At 67.3% G+C, this 21943-nt stretch carries 21 protein-coding genes and 3 pseudogenes; 10 read left to right on the plus strand and 14 right to left on the minus strand.

What is annotated here, in order from left to right:
- Positions 1-156 precede the first annotated feature (156 nt).
- On the plus strand, positions 157-792 hold the full coding sequence (gene nth / locus AB8P05_RS09380) for an endonuclease III (RefSeq protein ID WP_472757743.1): 636 nt from the start codon (positions 157-159) through the stop codon (positions 790-792).
- A gap of 83 nt (positions 793-875) precedes the next feature.
- Here the strand turns inward: nth and AB8P05_RS09385 are convergent, their stop codons facing one another.
- The 4 genes from AB8P05_RS09385 to AB8P05_RS09400 all read right to left on the minus strand — a co-directional run bounded on the left by AB8P05_RS09385 (position 876) and on the right by AB8P05_RS09400 (position 4438).
- Positions 876-1760 (minus strand): bactofilin family protein, encoded by an 885-nt coding sequence (locus AB8P05_RS09385; RefSeq protein WP_472757744.1) that lies wholly within the window; start codon positions 1758-1760, stop codon positions 876-878.
- A 119-nt stretch (positions 1761-1879) separates the two neighbouring features.
- Entirely contained in the window at positions 1880-2563 is a 684-nt protein-coding gene (locus AB8P05_RS09390) for an EI24 domain-containing protein (protein WP_472757745.1), read from the minus strand.
- Positions 2564-2657: 94 nt separating this feature from the next.
- Positions 2658-3914, minus strand: a complete 1257-nt coding sequence (fabF, locus tag AB8P05_RS09395; protein WP_472757746.1) for a beta-ketoacyl-ACP synthase II — start codon at positions 3912-3914, stop codon at positions 2658-2660.
- Positions 3911-4438, minus strand: a complete 528-nt coding sequence (locus AB8P05_RS09400; RefSeq protein WP_472757747.1) for a winged helix-turn-helix transcriptional regulator — start codon at positions 4436-4438, stop codon at positions 3911-3913. Before AB8P05_RS09400 ends, fabF begins: the two co-directional genes overlap by 4 nt.
- Before the next feature lie 97 nt (positions 4439-4535).
- Between AB8P05_RS09400 and AB8P05_RS09405 the strand changes: the two genes are divergently transcribed.
- A complete protein-coding gene (locus AB8P05_RS09405; protein ID WP_472757748.1) occupies positions 4536-5543 on the plus strand; it encodes an adenosine kinase in 1008 nt (335 codons plus the stop codon).
- 180 nt (positions 5544-5723) lie between these two features.
- Here the strand turns inward: AB8P05_RS09405 and AB8P05_RS09410 are convergent, their stop codons facing one another.
- Positions 5724-6203 (minus strand): hypothetical protein, encoded by a 480-nt coding sequence (locus AB8P05_RS09410; RefSeq protein WP_472757749.1) that lies wholly within the window; start codon positions 6201-6203, stop codon positions 5724-5726.
- 145 nt (positions 6204-6348) lie between these two features.
- Here AB8P05_RS09410 and AB8P05_RS09415 point away from each other — a divergent pair, with 145 nt between their 5' ends.
- The 6 genes from AB8P05_RS09415 (at position 6349) to AB8P05_RS09440 (ending at position 10910) form a co-directional block, all read left to right on the plus strand.
- Positions 6349-6879, plus strand: a complete 531-nt coding sequence (locus AB8P05_RS09415) for a hypothetical protein (protein ID WP_472757750.1) — start codon at positions 6349-6351, stop codon at positions 6877-6879.
- Positions 6880-6987: 108 nt separating this feature from the next.
- On the plus strand, positions 6988-7905 hold the full coding sequence (locus AB8P05_RS09420; protein ID WP_455172964.1) for a sulfite exporter TauE/SafE family protein: 918 nt from the start codon (positions 6988-6990) through the stop codon (positions 7903-7905).
- The gene (locus AB8P05_RS09425; protein ID WP_472757751.1) at positions 7905-8687 is read left to right on the plus strand and encodes a TIGR02186 family protein; all 783 of its coding nucleotides are present in this window, start codon (positions 7905-7907) and stop codon (positions 8685-8687) included. The genes AB8P05_RS09420 and AB8P05_RS09425 overlap by 1 nt, the downstream gene beginning before the upstream one ends.
- Before the next feature lie 18 nt (positions 8688-8705).
- Positions 8706-9236: a universal stress protein gene (locus AB8P05_RS09430; RefSeq protein WP_472757752.1), complete on the plus strand. Its 531-nt coding sequence runs from the start codon at positions 8706-8708 to the stop codon at positions 9234-9236.
- A 166-nt stretch (positions 9237-9402) separates the two neighbouring features.
- The gene (locus tag AB8P05_RS09435; RefSeq protein ID WP_063636273.1) at positions 9403-9960 is read left to right on the plus strand and encodes a NifU family protein; all 558 of its coding nucleotides are present in this window, start codon (positions 9403-9405) and stop codon (positions 9958-9960) included.
- 65 nt (positions 9961-10025) lie between these two features.
- Positions 10026-10910, plus strand: a complete 885-nt coding sequence (locus tag AB8P05_RS09440; RefSeq protein ID WP_472757753.1) for a DUF1848 domain-containing protein — start codon at positions 10026-10028, stop codon at positions 10908-10910.
- Between the two features lie 142 nt (positions 10911-11052).
- Here AB8P05_RS09440 and AB8P05_RS09445 read toward each other — a convergent pair whose 3' ends face one another.
- The 4 genes from AB8P05_RS09445 to AB8P05_RS09460 all read right to left on the minus strand — a co-directional run bounded on the left by AB8P05_RS09445 (position 11053) and on the right by AB8P05_RS09460 (position 14187).
- Complete coding sequence (locus tag AB8P05_RS09445; RefSeq protein WP_455172968.1) at positions 11053-11418, minus strand: response regulator; 366 nt, start codon at positions 11416-11418, stop codon at positions 11053-11055.
- A gap of 157 nt (positions 11419-11575) precedes the next feature.
- Positions 11576-12190, minus strand: a complete 615-nt coding sequence (grpE, locus tag AB8P05_RS09450) for a nucleotide exchange factor GrpE (RefSeq protein ID WP_472757754.1) — start codon at positions 12188-12190, stop codon at positions 11576-11578.
- A gap of 58 nt (positions 12191-12248) precedes the next feature.
- The gene (gene hrcA, locus AB8P05_RS09455) at positions 12249-13289 is read right to left on the minus strand and encodes a heat-inducible transcriptional repressor HrcA (protein WP_455172970.1); all 1041 of its coding nucleotides are present in this window, start codon (positions 13287-13289) and stop codon (positions 12249-12251) included.
- Positions 13290-13440: 151 nt separating this feature from the next.
- Complete coding sequence (locus AB8P05_RS09460) at positions 13441-14187, minus strand: creatininase family protein (RefSeq protein WP_472757755.1); 747 nt, start codon at positions 14185-14187, stop codon at positions 13441-13443.
- A gap of 208 nt (positions 14188-14395) precedes the next feature.
- Between AB8P05_RS09460 and AB8P05_RS09465 the strand changes: the two are divergent.
- Both AB8P05_RS09465 and AB8P05_RS09470 read left to right on the plus strand, forming a co-directional pair.
- Positions 14396-15549: pseudogene (locus AB8P05_RS09465) on the plus strand (YifB family Mg chelatase-like AAA ATPase); the annotation flags it as partial.
- Between the two features lie 428 nt (positions 15550-15977).
- Entirely contained in the window at positions 15978-16370 is a 393-nt protein-coding gene (locus AB8P05_RS09470) for a nuclear transport factor 2 family protein (RefSeq protein WP_149223679.1), read from the plus strand.
- A gap of 32 nt (positions 16371-16402) precedes the next feature.
- On the opposite strand, the pseudogene AB8P05_RS09475 reads toward AB8P05_RS09470, so the two are convergent.
- From AB8P05_RS09475 to AB8P05_RS09495, 5 genes and pseudogenes are all read right to left on the minus strand, one after another.
- Positions 16403-17476: pseudogene (locus AB8P05_RS09475) on the minus strand (IS630 family transposase).
- A 958-nt stretch (positions 17477-18434) separates the two neighbouring features.
- Positions 18435-18683 (minus strand): type II toxin-antitoxin system Phd/YefM family antitoxin, encoded by a 249-nt coding sequence (locus AB8P05_RS09480; protein ID WP_149223678.1) that lies wholly within the window; start codon positions 18681-18683, stop codon positions 18435-18437.
- A 1-nt stretch (position 18684) separates the two neighbouring features.
- Complete coding sequence (locus AB8P05_RS09485; RefSeq protein WP_188092299.1) at positions 18685-18852, minus strand: hypothetical protein; 168 nt, start codon at positions 18850-18852, stop codon at positions 18685-18687.
- 692 nt (positions 18853-19544) lie between these two features.
- Positions 19545-21062, minus strand: coding sequence for a GGDEF domain-containing protein (locus tag AB8P05_RS09490; RefSeq protein ID WP_472757756.1), 1518 nt, complete (start codon positions 21060-21062; stop codon positions 19545-19547).
- 530 nt (positions 21063-21592) lie between these two features.
- Positions 21593-21712: pseudogene (locus AB8P05_RS09495) on the minus strand (IS5/IS1182 family transposase); the annotation flags it as partial.
- Positions 21713-21943 lie beyond the last annotated feature (231 nt).

The following is a 21943-nucleotide window of genomic DNA, read 5'->3' on the forward strand; positions in this document are numbered from 1 at the left end:
GAGAAGCGCCATTCCTGCGACGAATTCTGTTGGATTGGTGTGATTTCCCTCGATTTCTGTCGCAATCTGCGATGCGGCGCTGCAGTTTGGCATGCCCTTCGCCGACGGCTCTCCGGCGCTGGCGCAACCCCGGCCGTTGCGGCTATGGTGGCGGCCATGAAGCCCGCCGCCGTCCAGGAATTCTTCCGCCGCCTGTCCGCCGCCAACCCGGAACCCCGGAGCGAGCTGGAATACGTCAATCCTTACACGCTGCTGGTCGCGGTCGTCCTGTCGGCCCAGGCGACTGACGTCGGGGTGAACAGGGCAACCGGCCCGCTGTTCAAGGTCGTCACCACGCCCGAGCAGATGGTGGCGCTGGGCGAGGAAGGGCTGCGCCACTACATCAAGACCATCGGCCTGTTCAACACCAAGGCCAAGAACGTCATCCGCCTGTCGGAACTGCTGATCGAACGCCATGGCGGCGAGGTGCCGCGCGACCGCGAGGCGCTGGAACAGCTTCCCGGCGTCGGCCGCAAGACCGCCAACGTCGTGCTGAACGTCGCCTTCGGGGAGGAGACCATCGCGGTCGACACCCACATCTTCCGCGTTGGCAACCGCACCGGGCTCGCTCCCGGCAAGACGCCGGACGCGGTGGAGGCGAAGCTGCTGAAGGCGGTGCCGAAGCTCTACCGCCGCCATGCCCACCACTGGCTGATCCTGCACGGCCGCTATGTCTGCAAGGCCCGCAAGCCCGACTGTCCGATCTGCCCGGTGGCCGACCTCTGCGCCTTCAAGGACAAGATCATCGCCTGATCCGTGGCCGCTGGGTCGCGTCCGGACATAAGAAAGCCCGGCATGGCGGAAGCCAGCCGGGCTTTTCTTACACTTGAAGCAGGTCAGACCGCTTCGGCAGTCGGGGCCTGCTCGACCTGCGCCGGAGCCGGGACCGGGGCGGCGGCCGGCTTGGTGCCCGCGCCGTAGATCTGGATGTCGCCGATCAGCTGGCCGCCGGCATCGACCGCCAGCTCGCCGAAGCGGATCGACCCGGTGATCTTGCCGGTGGAGCGCACGGTCAGACGGCCGCGGACGGCGATGTCGCCCTCGAACCGGCCGGCGATGTCGGCTTCCTCAATGTCGACCGAGCCCTTGAACAGGCCGCTCTCCGCGATCTCGACCAGACGGCCCTCGCGCAGCTTGGCCTCCACCGTGCCCTCGACCACCAGCACGTCGCAGGAACCGATCTCGCCGGTCAGGGAGATGTCGCGGCCGACGGTCAGGCGGCGCTGCTCCGGCATGGCCGGGGCGACCGGGGCGGGCGCAACCGGAGCGGCGGCGACCGGGGCCGCCGGGGTGCCGACGGGCATCGACGGCTGGCGCGGGGCAGCGCCCGGCATGTCGACGACGCGGCGCGGCACATCGGTCTTGAAGCCGGCACCGGGCACGGACGGCGCGGTCGGGGGCTTGGGAATGCTGTTCATGTCAGGTCCCTTCGAGGCGGAAGGCATATCGGGATAAGCCGGTGCGGCGTGCTGCGCGTCGGCCAGCGCATGGGCCATGCTGGGTGCGGCGGCACCGGCTGCGACGGCGGACGACGGGTCGCCGCCCTGCATCTGTCCGGGCATGTGCCCGGGGATCTGGCCCGGAACCGGATTGTTCAGCGAGGCGAGCGGCGAGGAGACGGCGCCGGCCTCGCCCGGTGCGTACGGACGGGCACCCGGCTGCGGCGGGGCGGGGCTGTCGGCCTTGGGAGCGGCGGGCGGAGTCTTTCGTCCGAACAGCATGAGCGGTTCCCCCAATCTGGACTTACGGGTGGCGGGATGGGCCGGGAGTCTGGAGGCCCGGTGCCGGAAGGGCGCCGCCGGGCAGGCGACGATGTGCGGCCGTGCCGCCTAGCGGCGTATCACGGTCGTCCGGCCCGCCGCAAGGGGAGCCGACATGGACTGTAGGACATGAACCATGAAGGCGCTGGCGACGACCGGGACCAGCAAATTGACGAAGGGGATTGTCGAAAGAAAGGCGATGGCGACCCCGGCCAAAAAGGTTTCAGCGGCCGGGCCCGCCGCAGCATCCGCGCCGACGCGCGGTCCAGCCGCCGGTGGGCGACCATCTCGAAATACTCCCGCCCCAGCAGATAGCCGTTGACGGTGTAGAAGACGATCAGGTTCAGGCCCGGCGCGAAGATGTAGATCGGCAACGCCACCAGGTTGATCGCCAGCACCAGAACCAGGAAGCGCAGGGCCGTCGCCAGCTCCTCCATCAGGCCGGCCTGGCGCGGGGCGGGCAGGGCGGGATAGTGGCGTGCCTCCACGCGCTCGACCACCTCGTCCAGGAAGAAGCTCGACACCATGCCGACGGTGGCCGGGAACAGCAGCCACGCCACCACCAGCACCCCCAGCCCGCCCAGCACGTCGATGATGGTGTCGAGCCAGACATAGCCGCTGAGCGGCGTCACCGACAGCGCCCACCATGTCCCCCCGGCCAGCAGCGCATAGGTGAGCGCCGAGACGAACACCCCCGTCCACACCACCCGGCGCACGCGCGGGTCGGACAGCTGGGAGAAGGCGAGGAAAAGGGCGCGGATCATCGACGGTCCGTAAGGCGGTGGGAGAAGGGCGCGCGGCCGCCCGCATATCTACGGTGGCCGGGCTCCTGGTTCCAGTCCCCCTTCCGTCACCCCATCAGGCCACCGGGCTGAACACCAACGCGGCGTTGGTTCCGCCGAAGCCGAAGCTGTTGGATAGGACGTGACGGATGCGCCGCTCCTTCGGCCGCAGCGGCACGAGATCCAGGTCGCAGCCCTCAGACGGCGCCTCAAGGTTCAGGGTGGGCGGAGCCACCTGATCGCGCAGGGCCAGGATGGCGAAGATCGCCTCCACGGCGCCCGCCGCCCCCAAAAGATGGCCGGTCGCCGACTTGGTGGAGGACATGGAAAGGCCGGCCGCCGCCGGGCCGAACAGGCGCTTGACCGCCGCGATCTCCACCGGATCGCCGGCCGGGGTGGAGGTGGCGTGGGCGTTGACGTAATCGATGGCATCCGGTGCAAGTCCCGCCCGCTTCAGCGCGGCGCGCATGGCGCGGAAGGCGCCGTTGCCGTCCTCCGCCGGGGAGGTGATGTGATAGGCGTCGCCCGACAGGCCGTAGCCGGCGACCTCGGCATAGATCGTTGCCCCGCGCCGCCGGGCATGCTCCAGCTCCTCCAGCACCAGCACGCCGGCCCCTTCGCCCATCACGAAGCCGTCCCGGTCGCGGTCCCAGGGTCGGGACGCGCGGACCGGGTCGTCGTTGAACCCCGTGGACATGGCGCGGGCGGCGCAGAAGCCCGCCAGCCCAAGACGGCAGAGTGCCGCTTCGCTGCCGCCGGCCAGCATGACGTCGGCATCGTCCATGGCGATCAGCCGGGCGGCGTCGCCGATGGCGTGCGCCCCCGTCGCGCAGGCGGTCACGGCGGCGTGGTTCGGCCCGCGGAAGCCGTATCGGATCGACACATGGCCCGATGCGAGGTTGATGAGGGTCGACGGCACGAAGAAGGGCGAGATGCGGCGCGGCCCCTTTTCGTGCAGGGTCAGCGCCGCGTCGGCCAGAGCCGGCAGGCCGCCGATGCCGGAGCCGATCATCACGCCCGTGCGCTCCTGCGCCTCGGCATCCGACGGGCGCCAGCCGGCATCGGACACCGCTTCCTCCGCAGCGGCGAGCGCCAGCAGGATGAAGCGGTCCATCTTGCGCTGGTCCTTGGGCGGCACGATCGCATCCGCGTCGAAAGCGGCGTCGCCGCTTTCCGGCACTTGTCCGGCAATGCGGCAGGGCAGGTCGGCGGCATCGATCCCGGTCAGCGCCCGGATGCCGCTCCGCCCGTCCAGAACGGCGCGCCAGCTCGGCACCACGCCGGCGCCGAGCGGCGTAACCGCGCCCAGACCGGTGACCACGACTCTTCTCATTCCGTTTCGTCCTTTTCAGGGATCGTCATTTCCGCGCGCAGCCGTTCCGGTCGGACCGTTTCGCCGCTGTTCCGGTCGACCAGCACCGGGTCAATGGGCTGCCCGGTCTCGCGGTCGACCAGCCGGAACGCCCCGCCGGGCAGCAGCCAGCGGCTGCCCCAGTCGGCCATGGCAACCAGCACCGGCAGGAAATCCCGTCCCTTGTCGGTGAGATGATAGCCGTGGCGCAGCGGACGCTCCTGATAAGGCCGTTTTTCCAGCAGCCCGGCCTCGACCAGAGCCTGCAGGCGGCGGGTCAGCATGTTGGTGGCGAGTCCGATGCTCCGCTGGAATTCGTCGAATCGCGTCAGTCCCCGCATCGCGTCGCGCAGGATCAGCAGGGACCACCATTCCCCGACCTCGTCGAGGCCGCGGGCGATGGGACAGGGGACATCGGCCAGTCGGGTGCGTTGCATGACGGCGACAGTGGCATAGTCACTTTCATCATGCAAGTAACTCGCATCGCCGGTGCGGCCGGAGACCATCGGGAGTGCTTCCAGGAGCCGCACTTGTGATGTGAGCGGCCACGGTTATACTCGCGCCGCAACATCGCCTTCACCGCCAGACCTGTCAGGAAAGCCCATGGCCAGTTCCATCCACGATGCCGCCTACGACGTCACCGGCATCGGCAACGCCATCGTGGACGTGATCGCCCACGCCGACGACGCCTTTCTCGCCGCCAACACCATCGAGAAGGGGGCGATGACGCTGATCGACGCCGCCCGGGCGGAGGAGCTGTACGGCCGAATGGGTCCAGGCGTCGAGGTGTCCGGCGGCTCGGCGGGCAACACCATGGCCGGCATCGCCATGCTGGGCGGTCGCGGCGCCTATATCGGCAAGGTCGCCAAGGACCAGCTGGGCGAGGTGTTCCGCCACGACATCCGCGCCTCGGGCGTCGCCTTCGACAGCGCGCCGCTGGTGGGCGGGGCGCCGACGGCGCGCTGCCTGATCCTGGTGACGCCGGACGCCCAGCGCTCCATGAACACCTATCTCGGCGCCTGCGTGGAGCTTGGCCCGGAGGACATCGACGAGGCACTGATCGCCGGCTCGCAGGTGACCTACCTGGAAGGCTATCTGTGGGATCCGCCCCGCGCCAAGGAAGCCTTCCGCAAGGCGGCGGAGATCGCGCACGCCGCCGGCCGCAAGGTGTCGCTGTCGCTGTCCGACAGCTTCTGCGTCCACCGCCACCATGCCGAGTTCCTCGATCTGGTGGAACGCCACGTCGACATCCTGTTCGCCAACGAACACGAGATCGGCGCCCTCTACGGCACCGACAGCTTCGAGGATGCGCTGGCCGCGGTGAAGCGGCTGGGCAAGACCGCGGCCCTGACCCGCAGCGAGAAGGGTGCCGTCATCGTGTCGGCCGGCGAGGTGGTCGAGGTGGCGGCGGAGCCGGTGGAGCGCGTGGTGGACACCACCGGTGCCGGCGACCTCTATGCCGCCGGCTTCCTGTTCGGCCACACCCGCGGCCTGTCTCCGGCGGTCTGCGGCCGTCTGGGCGCCATCGCCGCGGCGGAGATCATCAGCCATGTCGGCGCCCGGCCGGAGGTGAACCTGCGCGAGCTGGTCGCTTCGAAGGGCGTCCTGTAAGCGCGAAATGCGCGTCATTTCGCGACGACGTTGCCGGCCGCGTTGCATTCTGCAACTGCGGCCGGTTCCGTTTTCGCGCTAGAGTGCGATCGGTTCAGACGGAACCGTCTAAAGCGTGAATCGCACGGAAAATCAAAAGGCTAGAGTCCGTCAGATGCTTCAGTAAGCATCTGACGGACTCTAGTTCAGCTGGTCGTCCACCACCGGCCGTTCCGGCACGGTGATCCTGGCGCACAGCAGCGCCATCGCCGTCCCGCTGTCCGGGGCGGCCACCGCCCAGCGCTCCGGCCGGTCCGGCCGCGGCACGGTGAGCAGCCACAGCCGGTCCTTGTCGCCGAACCGTTCGTTCATCAGCGTGTATTCCCGGGGACCATGGCGGCGAAGGTCGTTCAGCCGGGACTGCAATTCTTCCGCCTGGGCGTTGCGAACGGCGATGGCCTCTTCGGTCTGGCGCAGCTCCGCCTCATGCCGGCGCATGTCGCGGCGCAGCGCCTCGGTGGTCTGGGTCAGCTCCGTCCGGCCCTGGCGCAGCTGCGACTTGCGGCGCTGGACCGAGGCGATCCGATTGCCGATCCGGATGATCGACACGGTGACCCAGCTGAGGCAGGCCATCAGGATCACCATCTCCAGGACAAGCAGCAGCGGTGCGTCCGACGTCATCGCCGCATCTCCCGTGTCGTAGCGTCCACGCGCACCCTTACCGTTCCTCCGCTCCTCCGGCACGCTCCTTGCTGCGTGCCCGACCTACGGCGGTTCAGCAATGGGCGTGCCACGGACGGGCGGGAAGCACGGGGATGGTGGGGTGATGGAGGCGGTGCGGACGATCCTCGACTCGGTGGTCCCGCTGGTGGCGGCGCTGGCGGTGCTGTGCCATCTGTGCTGGGTCGGCTTCCGCCGCGGCTGGGAACGGGCGGCCGGGCTGGAGCGGATGCGGCGGTCGGTCGTGCCGCTGAAGGAACGCCAGCGCGCGGAGTCGGAGGCGCTGGCCGACCTCGCCTGCCGGCTGGACGAGGCGAAGGGCCGCCTGTCGGCCGCCGAACAGCGGGTCAACCATCTCCAGCGCCAGATCGACACGCTGGACAAGGAGCCGCCGGTCTTCCTGCACATCCTCGGCACGCCCGGCGCCAACCGGCGCACATTCCGGGCGGAGGTGCAGTACGACACCACCGTCGCCGCCGCCGCCCGCGCCGCGGGAAAGCCGGTGAACCCGGCATGGCGCTACGGCAACCGGATCGTGGTGCATGCGCTGGACATGCAGTCCGCCCGGCGCGAGGCCGAGCACGTCTTCCCGCACAAGGCCGGCTATCAGGTTTTCTTCCATGCGGCGGTGTCCTGACCCTTTCCCGCCGCGGTCCTAGCCCCAAAGGCCGGCGCTGCGGTCTTCCGCCACCGCGCGGGCTCGGGTAAGCTGCCGCTCCCGCCGCTTCCGACAGATCGTCCCTCCATGCAAGTCTACCTGCCGATTGCCGAGATGTCGGTCAACGCGCTGCTGGTGCTCGGCATGGGCTGGCTGGTGGGTTTCCTGTCGGGGATGTTCGGGGTGGGCGGCGGTTTCCTGATGACGCCGCTGCTGATCTTCATCGGCGTTCCCCCGGCCATCGCCGTCGGCACCCAGGCCAACCAGCTGGTGGCCGCCAGCGTGTCGGGCGTGCTGGCCCACTGGCGGCGCGGCAATGTCGACGTGAAGCTGGGTGTCGTCATGCTGGGCGGCGGCGTGGTCGGCACCGCGGTGGGGGTGTGGATCTTCGGCATCCTGCAGCGGCTGGGCCAGATCGACATCGCGATCACCCTGTCCTACGTCTTCTTCCTGGGCACCATCGGCGGGATGATGCTGGTGGAGAGCAGCCGCGCCATCCTGCGCCGCCGCGCCCCCACGGCCAAGCGCGGCAAGCTGCACCGCCACATCTGGCTGCACGGCCTGCCCTTCAAGATGCGCTTCCAGCGCTCCAAGCTCTACATCTCCGCCCTGCTGCCGGCGGGGATCGGCGCGGTCGGCGGCATGCTGGTGGCGATCATGGGCATCGGCGGCGGCTTCCTTCTGGTGCCGGCGATGATCTATCTGCTGAACATGCCCGCCGGTCTGGTGGCCGGCACCTCGCTGTTCCAGATCATCTTCACCACCGCCGCGGCGACCCTGCTGCAGGCGGCCACCAACCAGACGGTGGACGCCATGCTGGCGCTGCTGCTGCTGATCGGCGGCGTGGTCGGCGCGCAGTTCGGCACCAAGGCCGGCAGCCGGCTGCGCGGCGAGAACGCCCGGCTGGCGCTGGCGACGATCGTGGTGGCGGTGGCGCTGAAGCTGGCCTGGGACCTGTTCTCGCGCCCCGACGACCTGTTCACCCTGACCATGGGGGTGCGGTGATGGCCGAGAGGGCGAAAGGCCGGCCCACGAAGCGCCTGATCGTGCAGGGGGTGGCGGCGCTGGCCGGGCTGCTGCTGGGCGGTGCCGTGGCGGCGACGGTGTGGGCGCAGCAACTGGTCGCCGACCTGTCCAGCCACCTGATCGCCATCACCACCGGCTTCACCGGCACGGAGGTCGTGCTGTTCGGCACCACCGACGGGGCGGGCGACGTCGCCATCGTCGTCACCGGCCCGCGGGCGCCCGCCACCGTCCGCCGCAAGGAGCGGGTGGCCGGCATGTGGATGAACACCGACAGCCTGCGCTTCGACCAGGTGCCCAGCTTCTACACGGTGGCGGTCAGCCGCCCGCTCGACCAGCTGGTCGGCCGCCCGGTGCTGGAGCGCCATCAGCTTGGCCTGCCGCAGCTGCAGCTGCCGGCCGACGCCACCCTGCCGCCGCAGGAGCTTGCCGCCTACCGCAGCGCGCTGATCCGCAACAAGCAGCGCCAGGGGCTGTATGCCATCTCCATGGGGCAGGTCGCCTTCCTGGGCGAACGGCTGTTCCGCACCAACATCTATTTTCCGGCCAACGTCCCGACCGGGCTGTACAATGTCGAAGCCTTGCTGATTCGTGACGGCGACGTGGTCAGCGCCCAGACCACGCCGCTGGTGGTGTCCAAGATCGGGTTCAGCGCCGAAGTCTCGGACTTCGCCCGCAACCGCCCGGTCACCTACGGGGTGGCCGCCGTCATCGGCGCCATCGCGGCCGGCTGGGCGGCCGGCGCCGCATTCCGCCGGGTCTAAGCCGAGAGGGTAACCGAGATGACCGACGCGACGCAGACTCCCACGCCCGAAAACCCCCAATCCCAGCCGGAGGCGCAGGCGGCCAAGCCGGTGCGCATCTTCCTGGTGGTGGTGGACGACAGCCCCGAACTGAAGGTGGCCTTGCGCTATGCCTGCCTGCGCGCCCGCAAGTCGGGCGGCAAGGTGGCGCTGCTGACCGTGCTGGAACAGGGCGAGATGCAGCACTGGCTGGCGGTGGAGAACCTGATCCGCGAGGAACAGCGCGCCGAGGCGGAGCAGAAGCTGCAGAAGCTGGCGCGCGAGGTCAACCAGCTGACCGGCACCCTGCCGGCGCTCTATGTCCGTGAAGGCAACCGGCTGGAGGAGGTGCTGTCCCTGATCGCGGAGGAGCCGAGCATCTCCATCCTGGTGCTCGCCGCCGGCACCGACCCGGAAGGCCCCGGACCGCTGATCTCCTACTACACCGGCCGCGGGCTTGGTCGCCTGCGCATCCCGCTGACCATCGTCCCCGGCGGCCTCAGCAACGAGGCGCTGGACGCGATCACCTGAGCGGGGCACGCAGGTAAGGATAGCCGCGCATGCCGGACGCCCAATACCCACACAGCCCGGGTCCTTGATCCGCCCGGCGTTTCGGCCCAAATTTCCCCCAATCGTGCCGCGGCCCAATCCCGGGCGCGCCGGCGGTTCCATTCCGCCGCCGATGGAGGACCAGACCATGTTCATTCAGACCGAGCAGACGCCCAACCCGGCGACTCTCAAGTTCCTGCCGGGGCGTGACGTGCTCGGACGCGGCACCGCCGACTTCACCAGCCGCGAGGATGCCGCCCGTTCGCCGCTCGCCCAGCGCCTGTTCGAGATCGAGGGCGTCGTCGGCGTCTTCCTGGGTGCCGACTTCATCACCATCACCAAGACCGACGCGCGCGACTGGTTCCTGCTGAAGCCGTCGATCCTCGGCGTCATCATGGAGCATTTCACCGCCGACCGCCCGGTCCTGCTGGAGGACGGCGGCGACGGCCATGCCGCGGCGTCCAACGCCGACGACGAGGAGATCGTCGAGCAGATCAAGGAACTGCTGGACACCCGCGTCCGCCCGTCGGTCGCCCAGGACGGCGGCGACATCACCTTCCAGGGCTTCGAGAAGGGCGTGGTCTATCTGGCGATGAAGGGGGCCTGCTCCGGCTGCCCCAGCTCCACCGCCACGCTGAAGCACGGCATCGAGAACATGCTGCGCCACTACATCCCCGAAGTGGTCGAAGTCCGCGCGGTCCAGTAAGGCCCGCCCGTGGTTGATGCCGGCCCGCCCTTGATACTGCGGGCCGGCATTCCCATGCTGGCTGCATGATCGTCTCCGCCAGCTACAAGACCGACATCCCCGCCTTCTACGGGCGCTGGTTCCTGAACCGCCTGGACGCCGGCTACTGCCGGATGGTCAATCCCTATGGCGGCCAGACCTACCGCATCGACCTGACCCGGCCGGCGGTCGACGGCTTCATCTTCTGGACAAAGAATCTGGGACCCTTCCTCGGCGCGCTCGACAGCGTGGCGGAGCGGGGCTTTCCGTTCCTCGTGCAGTACAGCGTCACCGGCCTGCCGACGGCCCTGGAACGCTCGGTCCCGGCCTGGGAGACCGCCGTCGGCCACATGGCGCGGGTGCGCGAGCGCTGGGGGCCACGGGCGGCGGTCTGGCGCTACGACCCCATCGTGCTGACCGACGCCACCCCGCCGGACCGGCACCGCGAGACCTTCGCCGCCATCGCCCGTTCGCTGCGCGGGGTGACCGACGAGGTGGTGGTGTCCTTCCTGCAGCCCTACCGCAAGACCGCCCGCAACCTCGCCGCCGCCGGCATCGGCTGGCGCGATCCGGAGGCGGAGGAGAAGCGCGCGCTTCTGGCGGATTTGGCCGGGATCGCGGCGGGGGAGGGGATGGCGCTGACGCTCTGCACCCAGCCGGAACTGGTGGACACGCCCGGCACGGCGCCGGCGCGCTGCGTCGATGCGGCGCGGCTGTCGGACGTGGCGGGCCATGCGGTGCCCGCGCGGGAGAAGGGCAACCGCCCCGGCTGCCTGTGCGCCGAAAGCCGCGACATCGGCGACTATGACAGCTGTCCGCACGGTTGCGTCTATTGCTATGCCGTCGCCGATCGCGGCAAAGCGCAGCAGAGCTTTGCCGCGCATGACCCGGAGGGGGAGTTTCTGGTGGCGCGGCGGATGCCCCCTCCCTAGCCCTCCCCCGCCCTCTGCCGGCCGAAGGCCGGTCCGATCGCGGGAGAGGGGACTGCCGCCCCTCCTTTGCATCACTCTCGCTAAGCTCCGGCCCCCTCTCCCGCCTTGGCGGGGAGGGATGGGGAGGGGGCAATCAGATCGCTTACGGACAAACCTTCCGCACCGTCTCCACCAGCTTTTCCGGATTGAAGGGCTTCACCAGCCAGCCGGTGGCGCCGGCTTCGCGGCCGGCGGTCTTCTTGGCGGGGTCGGCTTCGGTGGTCAGCAGCAGCACCGGGGTGGCGCGGTTGACGGCCGAGGCGCGGATGGCGCGGGTCAGGGCCAGCCCGTCCATGCCGGGCATGTTCAGGTCGGTGATGATGCAGTCGAACTTGCGCTGGCTGATCAGCGCCAGCCCGGCATTGCCGTCCGATGCCTCCGCCACCTCATAGCCGGCGCCTTTCAGCGTGAAGCCGACCATGTCGCGGATGGTCTTGGAATCGTCGACGGTCAGGACGCTCTTGGGCATGGGACGCGGCTCCGGTTGCTCGGCCGAATGGATCGTCCGCAAGCCCTAGGCAATTTCCCGCCGAGCGTCAACCGGTAGCATCCCCAATCCCGCAAACGCGAAGATCCCGGTCCGGCGGCATCGCCGCGGCACCGGGATCTTTGCAGAGGCTATATCATTACGCCTTCGTATCGACGTGCTGCCCGCCAGCCTCGCCGGCACCGCCCTTGGCGACGCCGACCATCGCCTCGCGCAGCAGGCGGCCGTGGATGGTGTAGCCGGGCTGCAGCACCTGGACGACGGTGCCGGCGGCCTTGCCGGTGTTCTCGATCTCGAACATCACCTGATGGAAGTTCGGGTCGAACGGCTCGCCGGCCGGGTCCAGCTTCTTGATGCCGGCGCGGTCGAAGGCGGCGAACAGCTGGCGCTCGGTCGCCTCGACGCCGACGGCGAGGCCCTTCAGCATCTCGTCCTTCTCGCGGCCTTCCGCCGGAACCGCTTCCAGCGCGCGGCGCAGGTTGTCGGCGACCGACACCAGCTCCTTGGCGAAGCTGGACACGGCGAACTTGCTGGCGTCCTCGCGGTCGCGCTGGGCACGGCGGCGGGTGTTCTCCGTCTCCGCCATGGCGCGCAGAAGCTGGTCCTTCAGGCTGGCGACCTCGGCCTCCAGCTTGGCGACGCGGTCCTCGGGCGAACCGGTATCTGCACCGGCGGCGGCCGTGTTTGCGGTCTCGGCGGCGGCCTCGGTCGGCTCCACGGTGGCGTCGGCGGGCTTGTTCTGCTCTTCGCTCATGGTTTTCTCAATTCTTGCTTGGTCGATATGGCGGGGAGTTGAGGCGAGGTGGGGGCGGTCAGCCGATCAGCCGGCTGACCACCTTGGCGGTGTAATCCACCAGCGGAATGATGCGGGCGTAGTTGATGCGGGTCGGGCCGATGACCCCGATGGCGCCGATCACCTGCTCGCGGCTGTTCTGGAAGGGAGAGATGATCATCGAACAGCCGGAGTGGTTGAACAGCACGTTCTCCGCCCCGATGAAGATCTGCACGCCGTCGCCGCGGCCGGTGGCGTCCAGCATGCGCAGCATCGTCTCCTTGGTCTCCAGTGCCTCGAACAGGGCGCGCACGCGCTCCAGGTCCGACAGGGCGGTGACGTCCTCCAGCAGGCGGGACTGGCCGCGGACGATCAGCTGGCCGGCGTTCGACCCGCCGCTGCCGGCCCAGGTGGCCAGCCCGGCGGCGACCACCTTGCGCGACAGCTCGTCCAGCTGGGTCTTCTGCTGCTCGATCTCCTGCAGGACCTCCTGCCGGGCCTCCTCCAGCGTGCGGCCGGCGAGCTTGGCGCTGAGGAAGTTCGACACCGTCTGCAGGGTGGAGGTGGGGACGCCCATCGGCACCTCGATCACCCGGTTCTCGACCAGACCGTCCTCGTTTACCAGGACGACCAGGGCGCGGCCGGGGCCGAGCGACACGAACTCGATATGTTTCAGCGGGCGGTCGGTTTTGGGGGCCATCACCAGGCCGGCGCAGTGCGATAGGCCGGACAGCATGGCCGACGCCTCGCCCAGCACGTCGGCGAAGGCGCGGCCGGAGGCGGAGCATTTCGCTTCGATCGAGGCACGCTCGTCCTCGGTCAGCGACCCGATCTCCAGCAGGCCGTCGACGAACATGCGCAGGCCGGCATCGGTCGGGATGCGGCCGGCGGAGGTGTGCGGGGCGTAGAGCAGCCCCTGCTCCTCCAGGTCGGCCATCACGTTGCGGATGGTCGCGGGCGACAAGGCCATGCCAAGCCGCCGCGAAATGGTGCGCGAGCCGACCGGTTCGCCGGACGCCACATAGGCGTCGACGATCAGCCGGAAAATCTCGCGCGATCGCTGGTTCAGCTCGTTGATCATGGACGCCGGGCGGTCTCTTCTGGGCCGTCGTTTCGCACTCGGCCGACGCGGATCGGAAATCCCGTCGACCGGTCCGAATTTAGGCAGGTCCAACCGCCGAATCAACGTGCGGGGCGAAGAAGCCCCGCTCGCCTGCGACCGCAGGCCGTCCTTACTGCTCCGACAGGAAGGCGCGGTACTGGGCGCTGATGGCGCCGACCGCCGCCTCGTACAGGCGCTGGCCATGCTCCGGGCGGGCGAGACCGGGGGCGGAGCCGATGCGGCCGTCCGGGTAGCGGCGGCGGAAGTCGCGGGCGTCGTGGAACCCGCCGGCCGGCGCCTGTTCCGGTTCCATCGCGGCGGTCTTGATCGAGTCGGGATAGGCGTACTGGGTGACCGACACCTCGCTGGGCGTGGCGTGCGAGCCTTCCTTGCCCTGGTACAGCTCGCGCGACAGGCGGCCGACCTCGCCGTTCTCCCACCAGTTCACCAGGGTGCAGCGCAGGTCCGGGGCGTCACGGCCGCGCAGCGCCCGGTTCTCCGCATAGATCTCGTAGAAGGCGGCGCGCAGCGTGGCGATGTTGCCGCCATGGCCGTTGACGAAGAAGAAGCGCTCGAACCCGTGTTCGGCCAGCGAGCCGACATAGTCGCGCAGCACGGCGATCAGCGTCGACGGCTTCAGCGTCATTGAGCCGGGAAATTCCATATGGTGAACGGCCATGCCGACCGGGATCGTCGGGCCGACCAGCGCGCCGGTGGCGTCGCCGACGCCCTTGGCGATGAATTCGGCGCAGATGGCGTCGGTGCCGACCAGCCCGTTCGGCCCGTGCTGCTCGGTCGAGCCGATCGGCATGATGATGCCCTTGGAGGTCTTCAGATAGGTCTCGACCTCGGCCCAGGTGCTCAGGTGAAGCTGCACGGTGGCTGATCCTTTTGGAAACGGGGGCTGGAACTGCGTCGTCCTCATGTTATGCGGCGCGCGGGCCGCGACAACCGCTCCCTGCGCCGGGCGGGCATGAGGGGACCGGGACGTCCGCGGATGCTCAGCCCGCGCTGGCGCATTGCCGCGGCGATGACTACAATCGCGTGCATTCCGTCCGCATGGGCGTCTCTTCCGGGGTGTGGTGGTGGTTGCGCGCGTCAACACGGTGGCGTTCCAGGGCATCGAGGTGCTGGGGATCGACGTCCAGGTCCAGATGTCCGGCGGAATCGTCGCCTTCACCGTCGTCGGCCTGCCCGACAAGGCGGTGGGCGAAAGCCGGGAGCGGGTGCGCGCCGCCCTGCACGCGCTGGGGCTGGCGCTGCCGGCCAAGCGCATCACCGTCAACCTCGCCCCCGCCGACGTGCTGAAGGAGGAAGCCATTTCGACCTGCCCATCGCGCTCGGCCTGCTGACGGTGATGGGGGTGCTGCCGGATGCGGAGATCGCCCGCTATGTCGCGCTGGGCGAACTGGCGCTGGACGGCGCCCTGACCCCGGTGGCCGGCGTGCTGCCCGCCGCCATCGACGCGCTGGCCAATGACCGCGGCCTGATCTGCCCGGCGGCCTGCGGCGGGGAGGCGGCCTGGGCCGGTCCCGATCTGGACGTGCTGGCGCCGGCCAACCTGCTGGCCCTCATCAACCATTTCAAGGGCACGCAGGTGCTGACCCCGCCGAAGCCGCGGCTGCAGGAGCAGGACGCGCCGCCGCCCGACCTGCGCGACGTCAAGGGCAACGAGACCGCCAAGCGCGCGCTGGAGGTCGCCGCCGCCGGATCGCACAATCTGCTGATGATCGGGCCGCCCGGTTCTGGCAAGTCGATGCTGGCCGCCCGGCTGCCCGGCCTGCTGCCGCCGCTCGACCCGGCGGAGGCGCTGGAGGTGTCGATGATCCACAGCGTCGGCGGGCTGCTGGAGGAGGGGCGGCTGCTGCGCCAGCGCCCCTACCGCGCCCCGCACCAGTCCGCCAGCCTGCCGGCGCTGGTCGGCGGCGGCACGCGGGCCAAGCCGGGCGAGATTTCCCTGGCGCACCAGGGCGTCCTGTTCCTGGACGAGCTGCCGGAGTTCCCCCGTCCGCTGCTGGAGGCGCTGCGCCAGCCGCTGGAGACCGGCAAGGCGGTGGTCAGCCGCGCCAACCACCATGTGACCTATCCGGCGCGCGTGCAGCTGGTGGCGGCGATGAATCCCTGCCGCTGCGGCCATCTCGACGACGCCTCGCTCGCCTGCGCCCGCGCGCCGAAATGCGCGGCCGACTATCAGTCGAAGATCAGCGGGCCGCTGTTCGACCGCATCGACCTGCACATTGTTAATTACAGTTAAATTTCAGACTCTTCAGCTAACTATCAGACTGGTTCAGTTAAATTTCAGACTTGGCGTTCCGTGCCTTGTACCCTCACAGGCTGGTGGCGCCGTCGTCTGTCGTGATGGCATGGAGGATACTGCGTGCGACTGGTGGCCCGAACCAGACAGATGGTATCGTTTGTAGCTGGGCAGAAGCGCGGCGTGCTGTTGTCATCCGCAAATCCGGCGTCGTTCTTCGTTGGCCGTGGATGCCCTTGTCAAGCTCGGGCATGACACCATAGGGCTGTTCAAACCGTCTGAAGAACCTCACCAGTTTGCAGTGGCAAATGCGGCGACGGCCGGCCTTTCGATACCCGTCCGCGCTGCGGACGTGCGGAACACGGAGGAGTATCCTAGCGCAGCTGCGCCGAAACTTTCCCAAGGGGTGTGCCATGGCGACATCCGCAACCAAAACCTTCAACTTCGGTGACCTGAAACAGGCCCTTGAACATAGCGACGCCACCACCTTGGTCGGGCTCTACGCCGATGATGCCGAGATGGTGATCGTCGATCGCAACCGTCCGCCCAGTTCGCCGATGACGTTGTCGGGCAGGGAGGCGATTGCGGCGTTCTGGCGCGATGTCTGCTCCAGGGACATGACGCATCGCGTCGGTCATGAGGTGGTTGGGCCGGACCGCGCCGCCTTCGTCGAGGAGTGCGCCTATTCTGACGGGTGCCACGTGATGTCGGCGATGACCCTCGAACTGCGGAACGGCCGGATCGCAAAGCACCTCACTGTCCAGGCATGGGACGAGGTCAGTTGCGCGACTGGCCGAGCATCCTGAAGAACACCCTCCCCACGCCGTAGAGAGGGTGTTCAATGGCGCGAGGATGACGCTCGTTCAGCCTTGTTGATGCTGGCGATGATGCGGTCGGGATTGGCGGTCCAGACGAAGCGCTTGGCGGTCTTGTTGTGCTCCTTGATGAAGCGGTGGATGGCAGCCTGAAGATCGACGATGCCGCGGAAGCTGCCCCGGCGCAGGCGCTTGTGGGTTAGCTTAGCGAAGAAGCCCTCCACCGCGTTCAGCCAAGACGCCGAGGTCGGGGTGAAGTGGAAGACCCAGCGCGGGTGCTTCTCCAGCCAAGCACGGACCTTCGGGTGCTTGTGGGTGGCGTCGTTGTCCAGGATGACATGCACCACCTTACAGACCGGCACCGCCGCCTGGACGGCGTTGAGAAAGCGGATGAACTCCTGATGCCGGTGCCGTGCCGCGCATTGGCCGAGCACAGTACCGTCCAGCACGTTCAGTGCTGCGAACAGCGTCGTCGTGCCGTGCCGGGTGTAGTCGTGCGTGTGCGTGGCGGGTTGGCCCTTGGCCAGCGGCAACGCCGGCTGGGTGCGCTCGAGGGCTTGAATCTGCGACTTCTCATCGACCGACGGCACCAGCGCGTGCTGCGGCGGGTCCATGTACAGGCCGACCATGTCCTGAACCTTCTCGACGAACTTGGGATCGCGCGAGAGCTTGAAGGTGCGCACCCGATGCGGCTTGAGGCCGTGAGCGCGCCAGATCCGGTGCACGCTGGTATCGCTCACCCCACTGGCCGCCACCATCGTGCGGCTGCTCCAGTGCGTGGCTTCATCGGGCGGTTCCTGGAGCGTCATCTCCACCACGCGCTCGACCACCTCCGGCGCCAAGGGTGGGATGCGTGACGGGCTCGTCTTGTCGCGCACCAGCCCGTCCACGCCCTACTCCTGAACGCGGCGTTGCCAGCGGTGCACGGTCGGCAAGGCGACGCTGACCCCCCGGGCAATGGCGCCGTTCAGGTGCATGCCGTCGCTCAGCAGAGCGATCCGGGCGCGCGGTACCAGCTTCTGCGGCGTGTTGCCGCTGCGGACAAGGGCCGCCAACCGCTTCCGGTCGGCAGGCGCCAGCTTCAGGTCAATGGCCACTGCGAGACATCCATGCCCCGCAGCCTGCCAGCATCCTTTGTAGAACGTAACTGCCCGTTCGGCGCGGACCACTAGGCGACGGAGGGGGCAAAGATGGAATAGACTAGGCAATGCAAAAAGGGCAGCCGTTGCACCGGCCGCCCTTTCTAGAAAATGAGTATGCTCTTGCGCATCCCTCAACCACACAATTACGAGGATTGCGCACGGGTGTGGGTTTGTCAAGCGCTGATTACTTCAGTGCTCGAGAGAGCTATTGCCATTCGCTCATCTGGTCGTCCACCGGAGATTTCGCTTGAACACGCCGGGTGTATTCTATGCGCCGTTCTTTCCGGAGAATGGCCCGTGGAAGATGTTGCCCGTATGTTTCAGGTTAGTCGCACCACGGTGTGGACAATCCAAAAACCGCGTCCGGATAGCCGGTTTTGGGGCTTAGAGTTCGATCGCGAAAATCCCATGGCAGGCCTCTCCAGAAGGAGGCGATCGTAGCGGCATGTGTTCCCACCAGTCGAGAAGGGCTACGTTCATGAAAGCTTGCTACGTGTTGTGGTTGGTGAACGTAGAGAAGACCAGCCAGACAGAAGCGAGTATTCAGGTTGGTTTGAATTCCGGAACGGTCAATCACATCGTGCGCGGACGGCGTTTCCGGCATGCCTACCCGATCTGTCCACCGCATCGCCGGGATTGACTTCGGTAGGGCTGCGGATCGGCTTCGCCTTGCCGACGGCGATCCGCAGCGTTCACGCCACGTCTTCAAGTCGATCGACGTGTCGATGAGAACGACATCGGCGCCCTGGGGCATCTCCATGGCGATGGTATTCAGTCATCGGCCGCAGCCGGGCGTAGCCGCGTTGACGCGTGATCGTCCTGACGAGAACCCGGTCATCCATGGGCGTGCCGGGTCCCTGGAAACGCTGCTTATGAATCGACAGCCAACGGGTGTTGCACCCGGTGGGACCACTCATCGCCGGTTGTACAAGGACGTGCGATCCACTCTGCGAGTGTCGAGATGCACACCCTCATCCAGGGTTTGGAACAAGCGGTTCCAAGCCGAGCAGGCATCGCCATTGGCTGAGGGTGACGCATATGGCTCCAGCCGCGCCATGGGTTGCCCGCGCTGGGTGATGATCACCGTCCGGCCGCTGGCGGCCTGCTTGAGGATCGCAGAGAATTGCCGTCTGGCATCGGTTGCGGATATGAGACGAGGCATGTCACTGCTCAGTATCGGACGGCGATGGATCGGCGACTTGAACGATTGGAGCGATGCCCCGCAGTCGCCTGACGGCTTCCAGAGCGGCTGGAAGGTGGCTGATTGTTTGATCGCAAAGTGCGAGCATATCGCTTTTCTCATCCGCTGACATGCTGTCGATGCTTTCCATGGCGAGTGCCTTCTGGCGCTTGCCCAGAGGCAGGAGGTCGATGACTGTCCGGAGGCGTTCTTGGCGATCTGTGCCCTGCCGATCTGTGCCCTGCATGACCCACCCCACTGTAGCGGTCGTTCCGCGCCCTGCATGCCGCACCTGACGGTGGTGATGGTACGCCGACCGACCGGGTCATGGAAGGCACCCTTGACCGTCGCCCGGGTCAGCCGGCCGACTGGCGTGGCGGCTCGCTCAGACGGGCCGGGACGGGGCAGGAGGGGGAGCGGTGCCAAAGCGTGCATCGTGACAGTTCAATGAGTTGCAACGGTTTGAGGATGAACCGGTCGGCACCCGTCTACTGCCCCTGGTGTCGATCAACTGACGAAGTTCGCGAGATGTTCGGGGCTGTCACCCCTCTTCCGGCGTTATTTGGCAGATCGGAGGTGTGAAATAAGAGTGACTCATGTGAAAAGCCCGGGGCGTAAGCCGCGGGCGAAGGGCATCCCACCGAGAGTGCAAGGAGAACTCCCGAAGCGCTGACGTGCCCACCGCAGTCCGCTTCCTCTGCAGCTTCGGCCATGGTCCCCAAGGTGACCGATCGGTTTGGTATCTTGTCGCGCGGCATCAGCCAGGTGCCGGCGCAAGCAGCAGGAGCGAGGCCTCTCAGCCAGACCGGTTCCCGTCCCCTGCGACCAAAGGGGCGCAGCGGCTCAGGCAACTATTCTGCTGTCGCAAGACAGGCAAGGCTCTTGCGCCGGTTCGTGAATGGACCACACCCCTTTTCCTGCCGTCTTGGCACGATACATCGCGGCGTCTGCCAAGCGCAGAACACAGCCCACGTCGTCACACTCGTCCGCGGTGAGCGCAATTCCGACGCTGCACCCCACCCCCAGATCCAGCTCGCGAACGTCCCTGATGATGCGGGCGGCGACGCCGGTGGCGACGGCCCGGACATCGGGGCCATGTCCGGACAGGCAGATGACGAACTCATCGCCGCCAAGCCGGCCGAGCAGATCGCTGTCCCGAGTGGTCCGGCGCATGATCTCGGCAACCATCCTCAGGACCTTGTCGCCTTGCTCGTGGCCATGGCGATCGTTGACACCCTTGAAGCCGTCCAGGTCGATGTAGAGAAAGGCCAGGGTAGCCCTCTTTTTCTTGGCGCTCAGGTGCAGTTCCTCCGCCATTTCCAGGAACAGCCCTCGGGCGGGCAGACCGGTCAGGGCATCGCGCCGGGCCTGATGGAGTTCGGCATCCAGTTGCCGTGCAGCGCCTTCTGCTTCGAGCGCACGCTTTTGGACATGGTGTTCGCGGCGGATCATGCCGGCCCCCCATAGGAGCAGGAGCAGGACGAGGATCGTGGTCAGGATCACTTCGGCGATGAACCAGAGCGAACGGGACTGCCAAGCGGCAAACACCGATCCGCTGTCGATCCCGGCATAGACGACCAGGTTCAGATTGGGAATGAGCCGGTAGGCCGCGAGCCTCTCCGTGCCATCCAGCATGGATCGTGCCCAGTAGACGCCGGTTGGAGAGCGTGGGAGTTGTTCCTGAAAGAGCGGTCCGTTCCGGTTGTTCTTGCCGATGTGGTTGGCGAGGTCCGGGCTACGGGCAACGATCTCGCCGTCGGTGCGGAAGACTGTCACGGTGGTCTCCAGCCCGAAGGACATCAAGGCATAGAAGTTGACCAACCATTCCGTCTTCATTGCGGTACTTGCGACGCCGATGATTTCGCCGGTCCAGTCGCGGATCGGTCGCGCGATGATGAAGATGATACGGTTGTCCAAACGACTGCGCAGTGCCGGACTGATCACGAGGTCGGCGCCCTCCATCACCGCCCGGAAATAGGGGCGATCGGCAATGTTGATCGGTCGGTCCTGCTGCCGCCCGGTCCCGACCACGCTGTTTCCCTTGGCGTCGAACAGCCAGAGAGTGTCGCCACCGTCCACATTGGCGAGTGCGTCGCGCAGTCGGTACCAGTAAGGGGGAACTCGGACGGCCTCCAGGCTGCCGGCGTCGTCGACCACAGTGGCAGCTTGGCGCAAGGCGATGTCTGCGCCTCTGGTGGTATGCAGGACATGGGATTCGACGACCTTGGCCATGTCGGCGGCAAGCGCCTCCATCTGTGCGATGGTGGTCTGCCGGTCCCGCCAAACGACGTGGACCGTCATGCCTATGACGACGATCAAAGCCAATGCGGCGGCGAGCAGAGCGCTTTTGTGTCGGGGCATGGCAACTCCGCTGCAACAGCGAGATGATAAGAACGTCAACTCTTAGGCAAGGAGCATACCAGAGCGAGAGGTTCAGATATGCGCGGGGGAACCCTGATCGGTCCCTGCATCATTGCAGGTCGCCTCGCAAAACTGGAGGCGCTGGGCAGAATGCGGTTGCGTCGGACAGCGGAAGGGACCGTTTCAAGAGTGGATGGGTCCCCTTCGCTTTCGGTTGCAAAAACCGGTGTTCCATAATCGCTGTCCGGCGCCCCGGTTGTCGAGGGCGTAAGCGCTTGGTCCGCCACGACTTCGCGCATCGCGCAAACTTGTGAAATCCGGGCCAGCCGGGGACGAACTCAACATCTTGTCGCGACCGCCTTTCATCCAGCCATTTCTGGTTGAAGTCCGGCTTGGCTGGGTCTCATCCGGCAAAACGACTGCTGGTCAGAACGGGTCAGGTTGGATTCACATCATCTTCCCACATCCCGGACAGTCTGATCATTCGACTTTGCGCATTCCAGGACTACCGTCTCGCATAGGGTCCGGACTCATAACCAGTAGGCGACGGTTGCGGCGATGTGGGCTGCGGCCATAAAGTTGGTTGCGGAGCGGTCATAGCGGGTGGCGATGCGCCGGAAGTCCTTGAGGCGTCCGAACATGCGCTCAACGGGCTGATCGCAAATGATAAATTCTGCTTGTCACGCTCAGGATGGCTTTTCCTGAGTTGGTGGCGGGTTGCTTTGCGTCTACGGGATTGTATTCAAATAGGCGTGAGCACGGTTCCCGGTCTGAACGCAGATCGGGGAGGTGCCGATAAAGCGCCACTGGCAAATTCGCCGCCAAATGCAGGCGACGATGGATCGGGCCCGGCGATGGGATCGGGCATACATGCTCATCCT

This window comes from Azospirillum sp. VT-I1 (assembly GCF_055698305.1).

Excerpts from the sequence above, each read along its gene's own strand:
- AB8P05_RS09490 (WP_472757756.1), bottom strand. The coding sequence starts at position 21,062 with ATGCCCCGACACAAAAGCGCTCTGCTCGCCGCCGCATTGGCTTTGATC.
- AB8P05_RS09405 (WP_472757748.1), top strand. The coding sequence starts at position 4,536 with ATGGCCAGTTCCATCCACGATGCCGCCTACGACGTCACCGGCATCGGC.
- AB8P05_RS09480 (WP_149223678.1), bottom strand. The coding sequence starts at position 18,683 with ATGCCTCGTCTCATATCCGCAACCGATGCCAGACGGCAATTCTCTGCG.
- AB8P05_RS09435 (WP_063636273.1), top strand. The coding sequence starts at position 9,403 with ATGTTCATTCAGACCGAGCAGACGCCCAACCCGGCGACTCTCAAGTTC.
- AB8P05_RS09415 (WP_472757750.1), top strand. The coding sequence starts at position 6,349 with ATGGAGGCGGTGCGGACGATCCTCGACTCGGTGGTCCCGCTGGTGGCG.
- AB8P05_RS09425 (WP_472757751.1), top strand. The coding sequence starts at position 7,905 with ATGGCCGAGAGGGCGAAAGGCCGGCCCACGAAGCGCCTGATCGTGCAG.
- fabF (WP_472757746.1), bottom strand. The coding sequence starts at position 3,914 with ATGAGAAGAGTCGTGGTCACCGGTCTGGGCGCGGTTACGCCGCTCGGC.
- grpE (WP_472757754.1), bottom strand. The coding sequence starts at position 12,190 with ATGAGCGAAGAGCAGAACAAGCCCGCCGACGCCACCGTGGAGCCGACC.
- AB8P05_RS09385 (WP_472757744.1), bottom strand. The coding sequence starts at position 1,760 with ATGCTGTTCGGACGAAAGACTCCGCCCGCCGCTCCCAAGGCCGACAGC.
- nth (WP_472757743.1), top strand. The coding sequence starts at position 157 with ATGAAGCCCGCCGCCGTCCAGGAATTCTTCCGCCGCCTGTCCGCCGCC.
- AB8P05_RS09430 (WP_472757752.1), top strand. The coding sequence starts at position 8,706 with ATGACCGACGCGACGCAGACTCCCACGCCCGAAAACCCCCAATCCCAG.
- AB8P05_RS09390 (WP_472757745.1), bottom strand. The coding sequence starts at position 2,563 with ATGATCCGCGCCCTTTTCCTCGCCTTCTCCCAGCTGTCCGACCCGCGC.
- AB8P05_RS09400 (WP_472757747.1), bottom strand. The coding sequence starts at position 4,438 with ATGGTCTCCGGCCGCACCGGCGATGCGAGTTACTTGCATGATGAAAGT.
- AB8P05_RS09420 (WP_455172964.1), top strand. The coding sequence starts at position 6,988 with ATGCAAGTCTACCTGCCGATTGCCGAGATGTCGGTCAACGCGCTGCTG.
- AB8P05_RS09470 (WP_149223679.1), top strand. The coding sequence starts at position 15,978 with ATGGCGACATCCGCAACCAAAACCTTCAACTTCGGTGACCTGAAACAG.
- AB8P05_RS09440 (WP_472757753.1), top strand. The coding sequence starts at position 10,026 with ATGATCGTCTCCGCCAGCTACAAGACCGACATCCCCGCCTTCTACGGG.
- AB8P05_RS09485 (WP_188092299.1), bottom strand. The coding sequence starts at position 18,852 with ATGGAAAGCATCGACAGCATGTCAGCGGATGAGAAAAGCGATATGCTC.
- hrcA (WP_455172970.1), bottom strand. The coding sequence starts at position 13,289 with ATGATCAACGAGCTGAACCAGCGATCGCGCGAGATTTTCCGGCTGATC.
- AB8P05_RS09410 (WP_472757749.1), bottom strand. The coding sequence starts at position 6,203 with ATGACGTCGGACGCACCGCTGCTGCTTGTCCTGGAGATGGTGATCCTG.
- AB8P05_RS09445 (WP_455172968.1), bottom strand. The coding sequence starts at position 11,418 with ATGCCCAAGAGCGTCCTGACCGTCGACGATTCCAAGACCATCCGCGAC.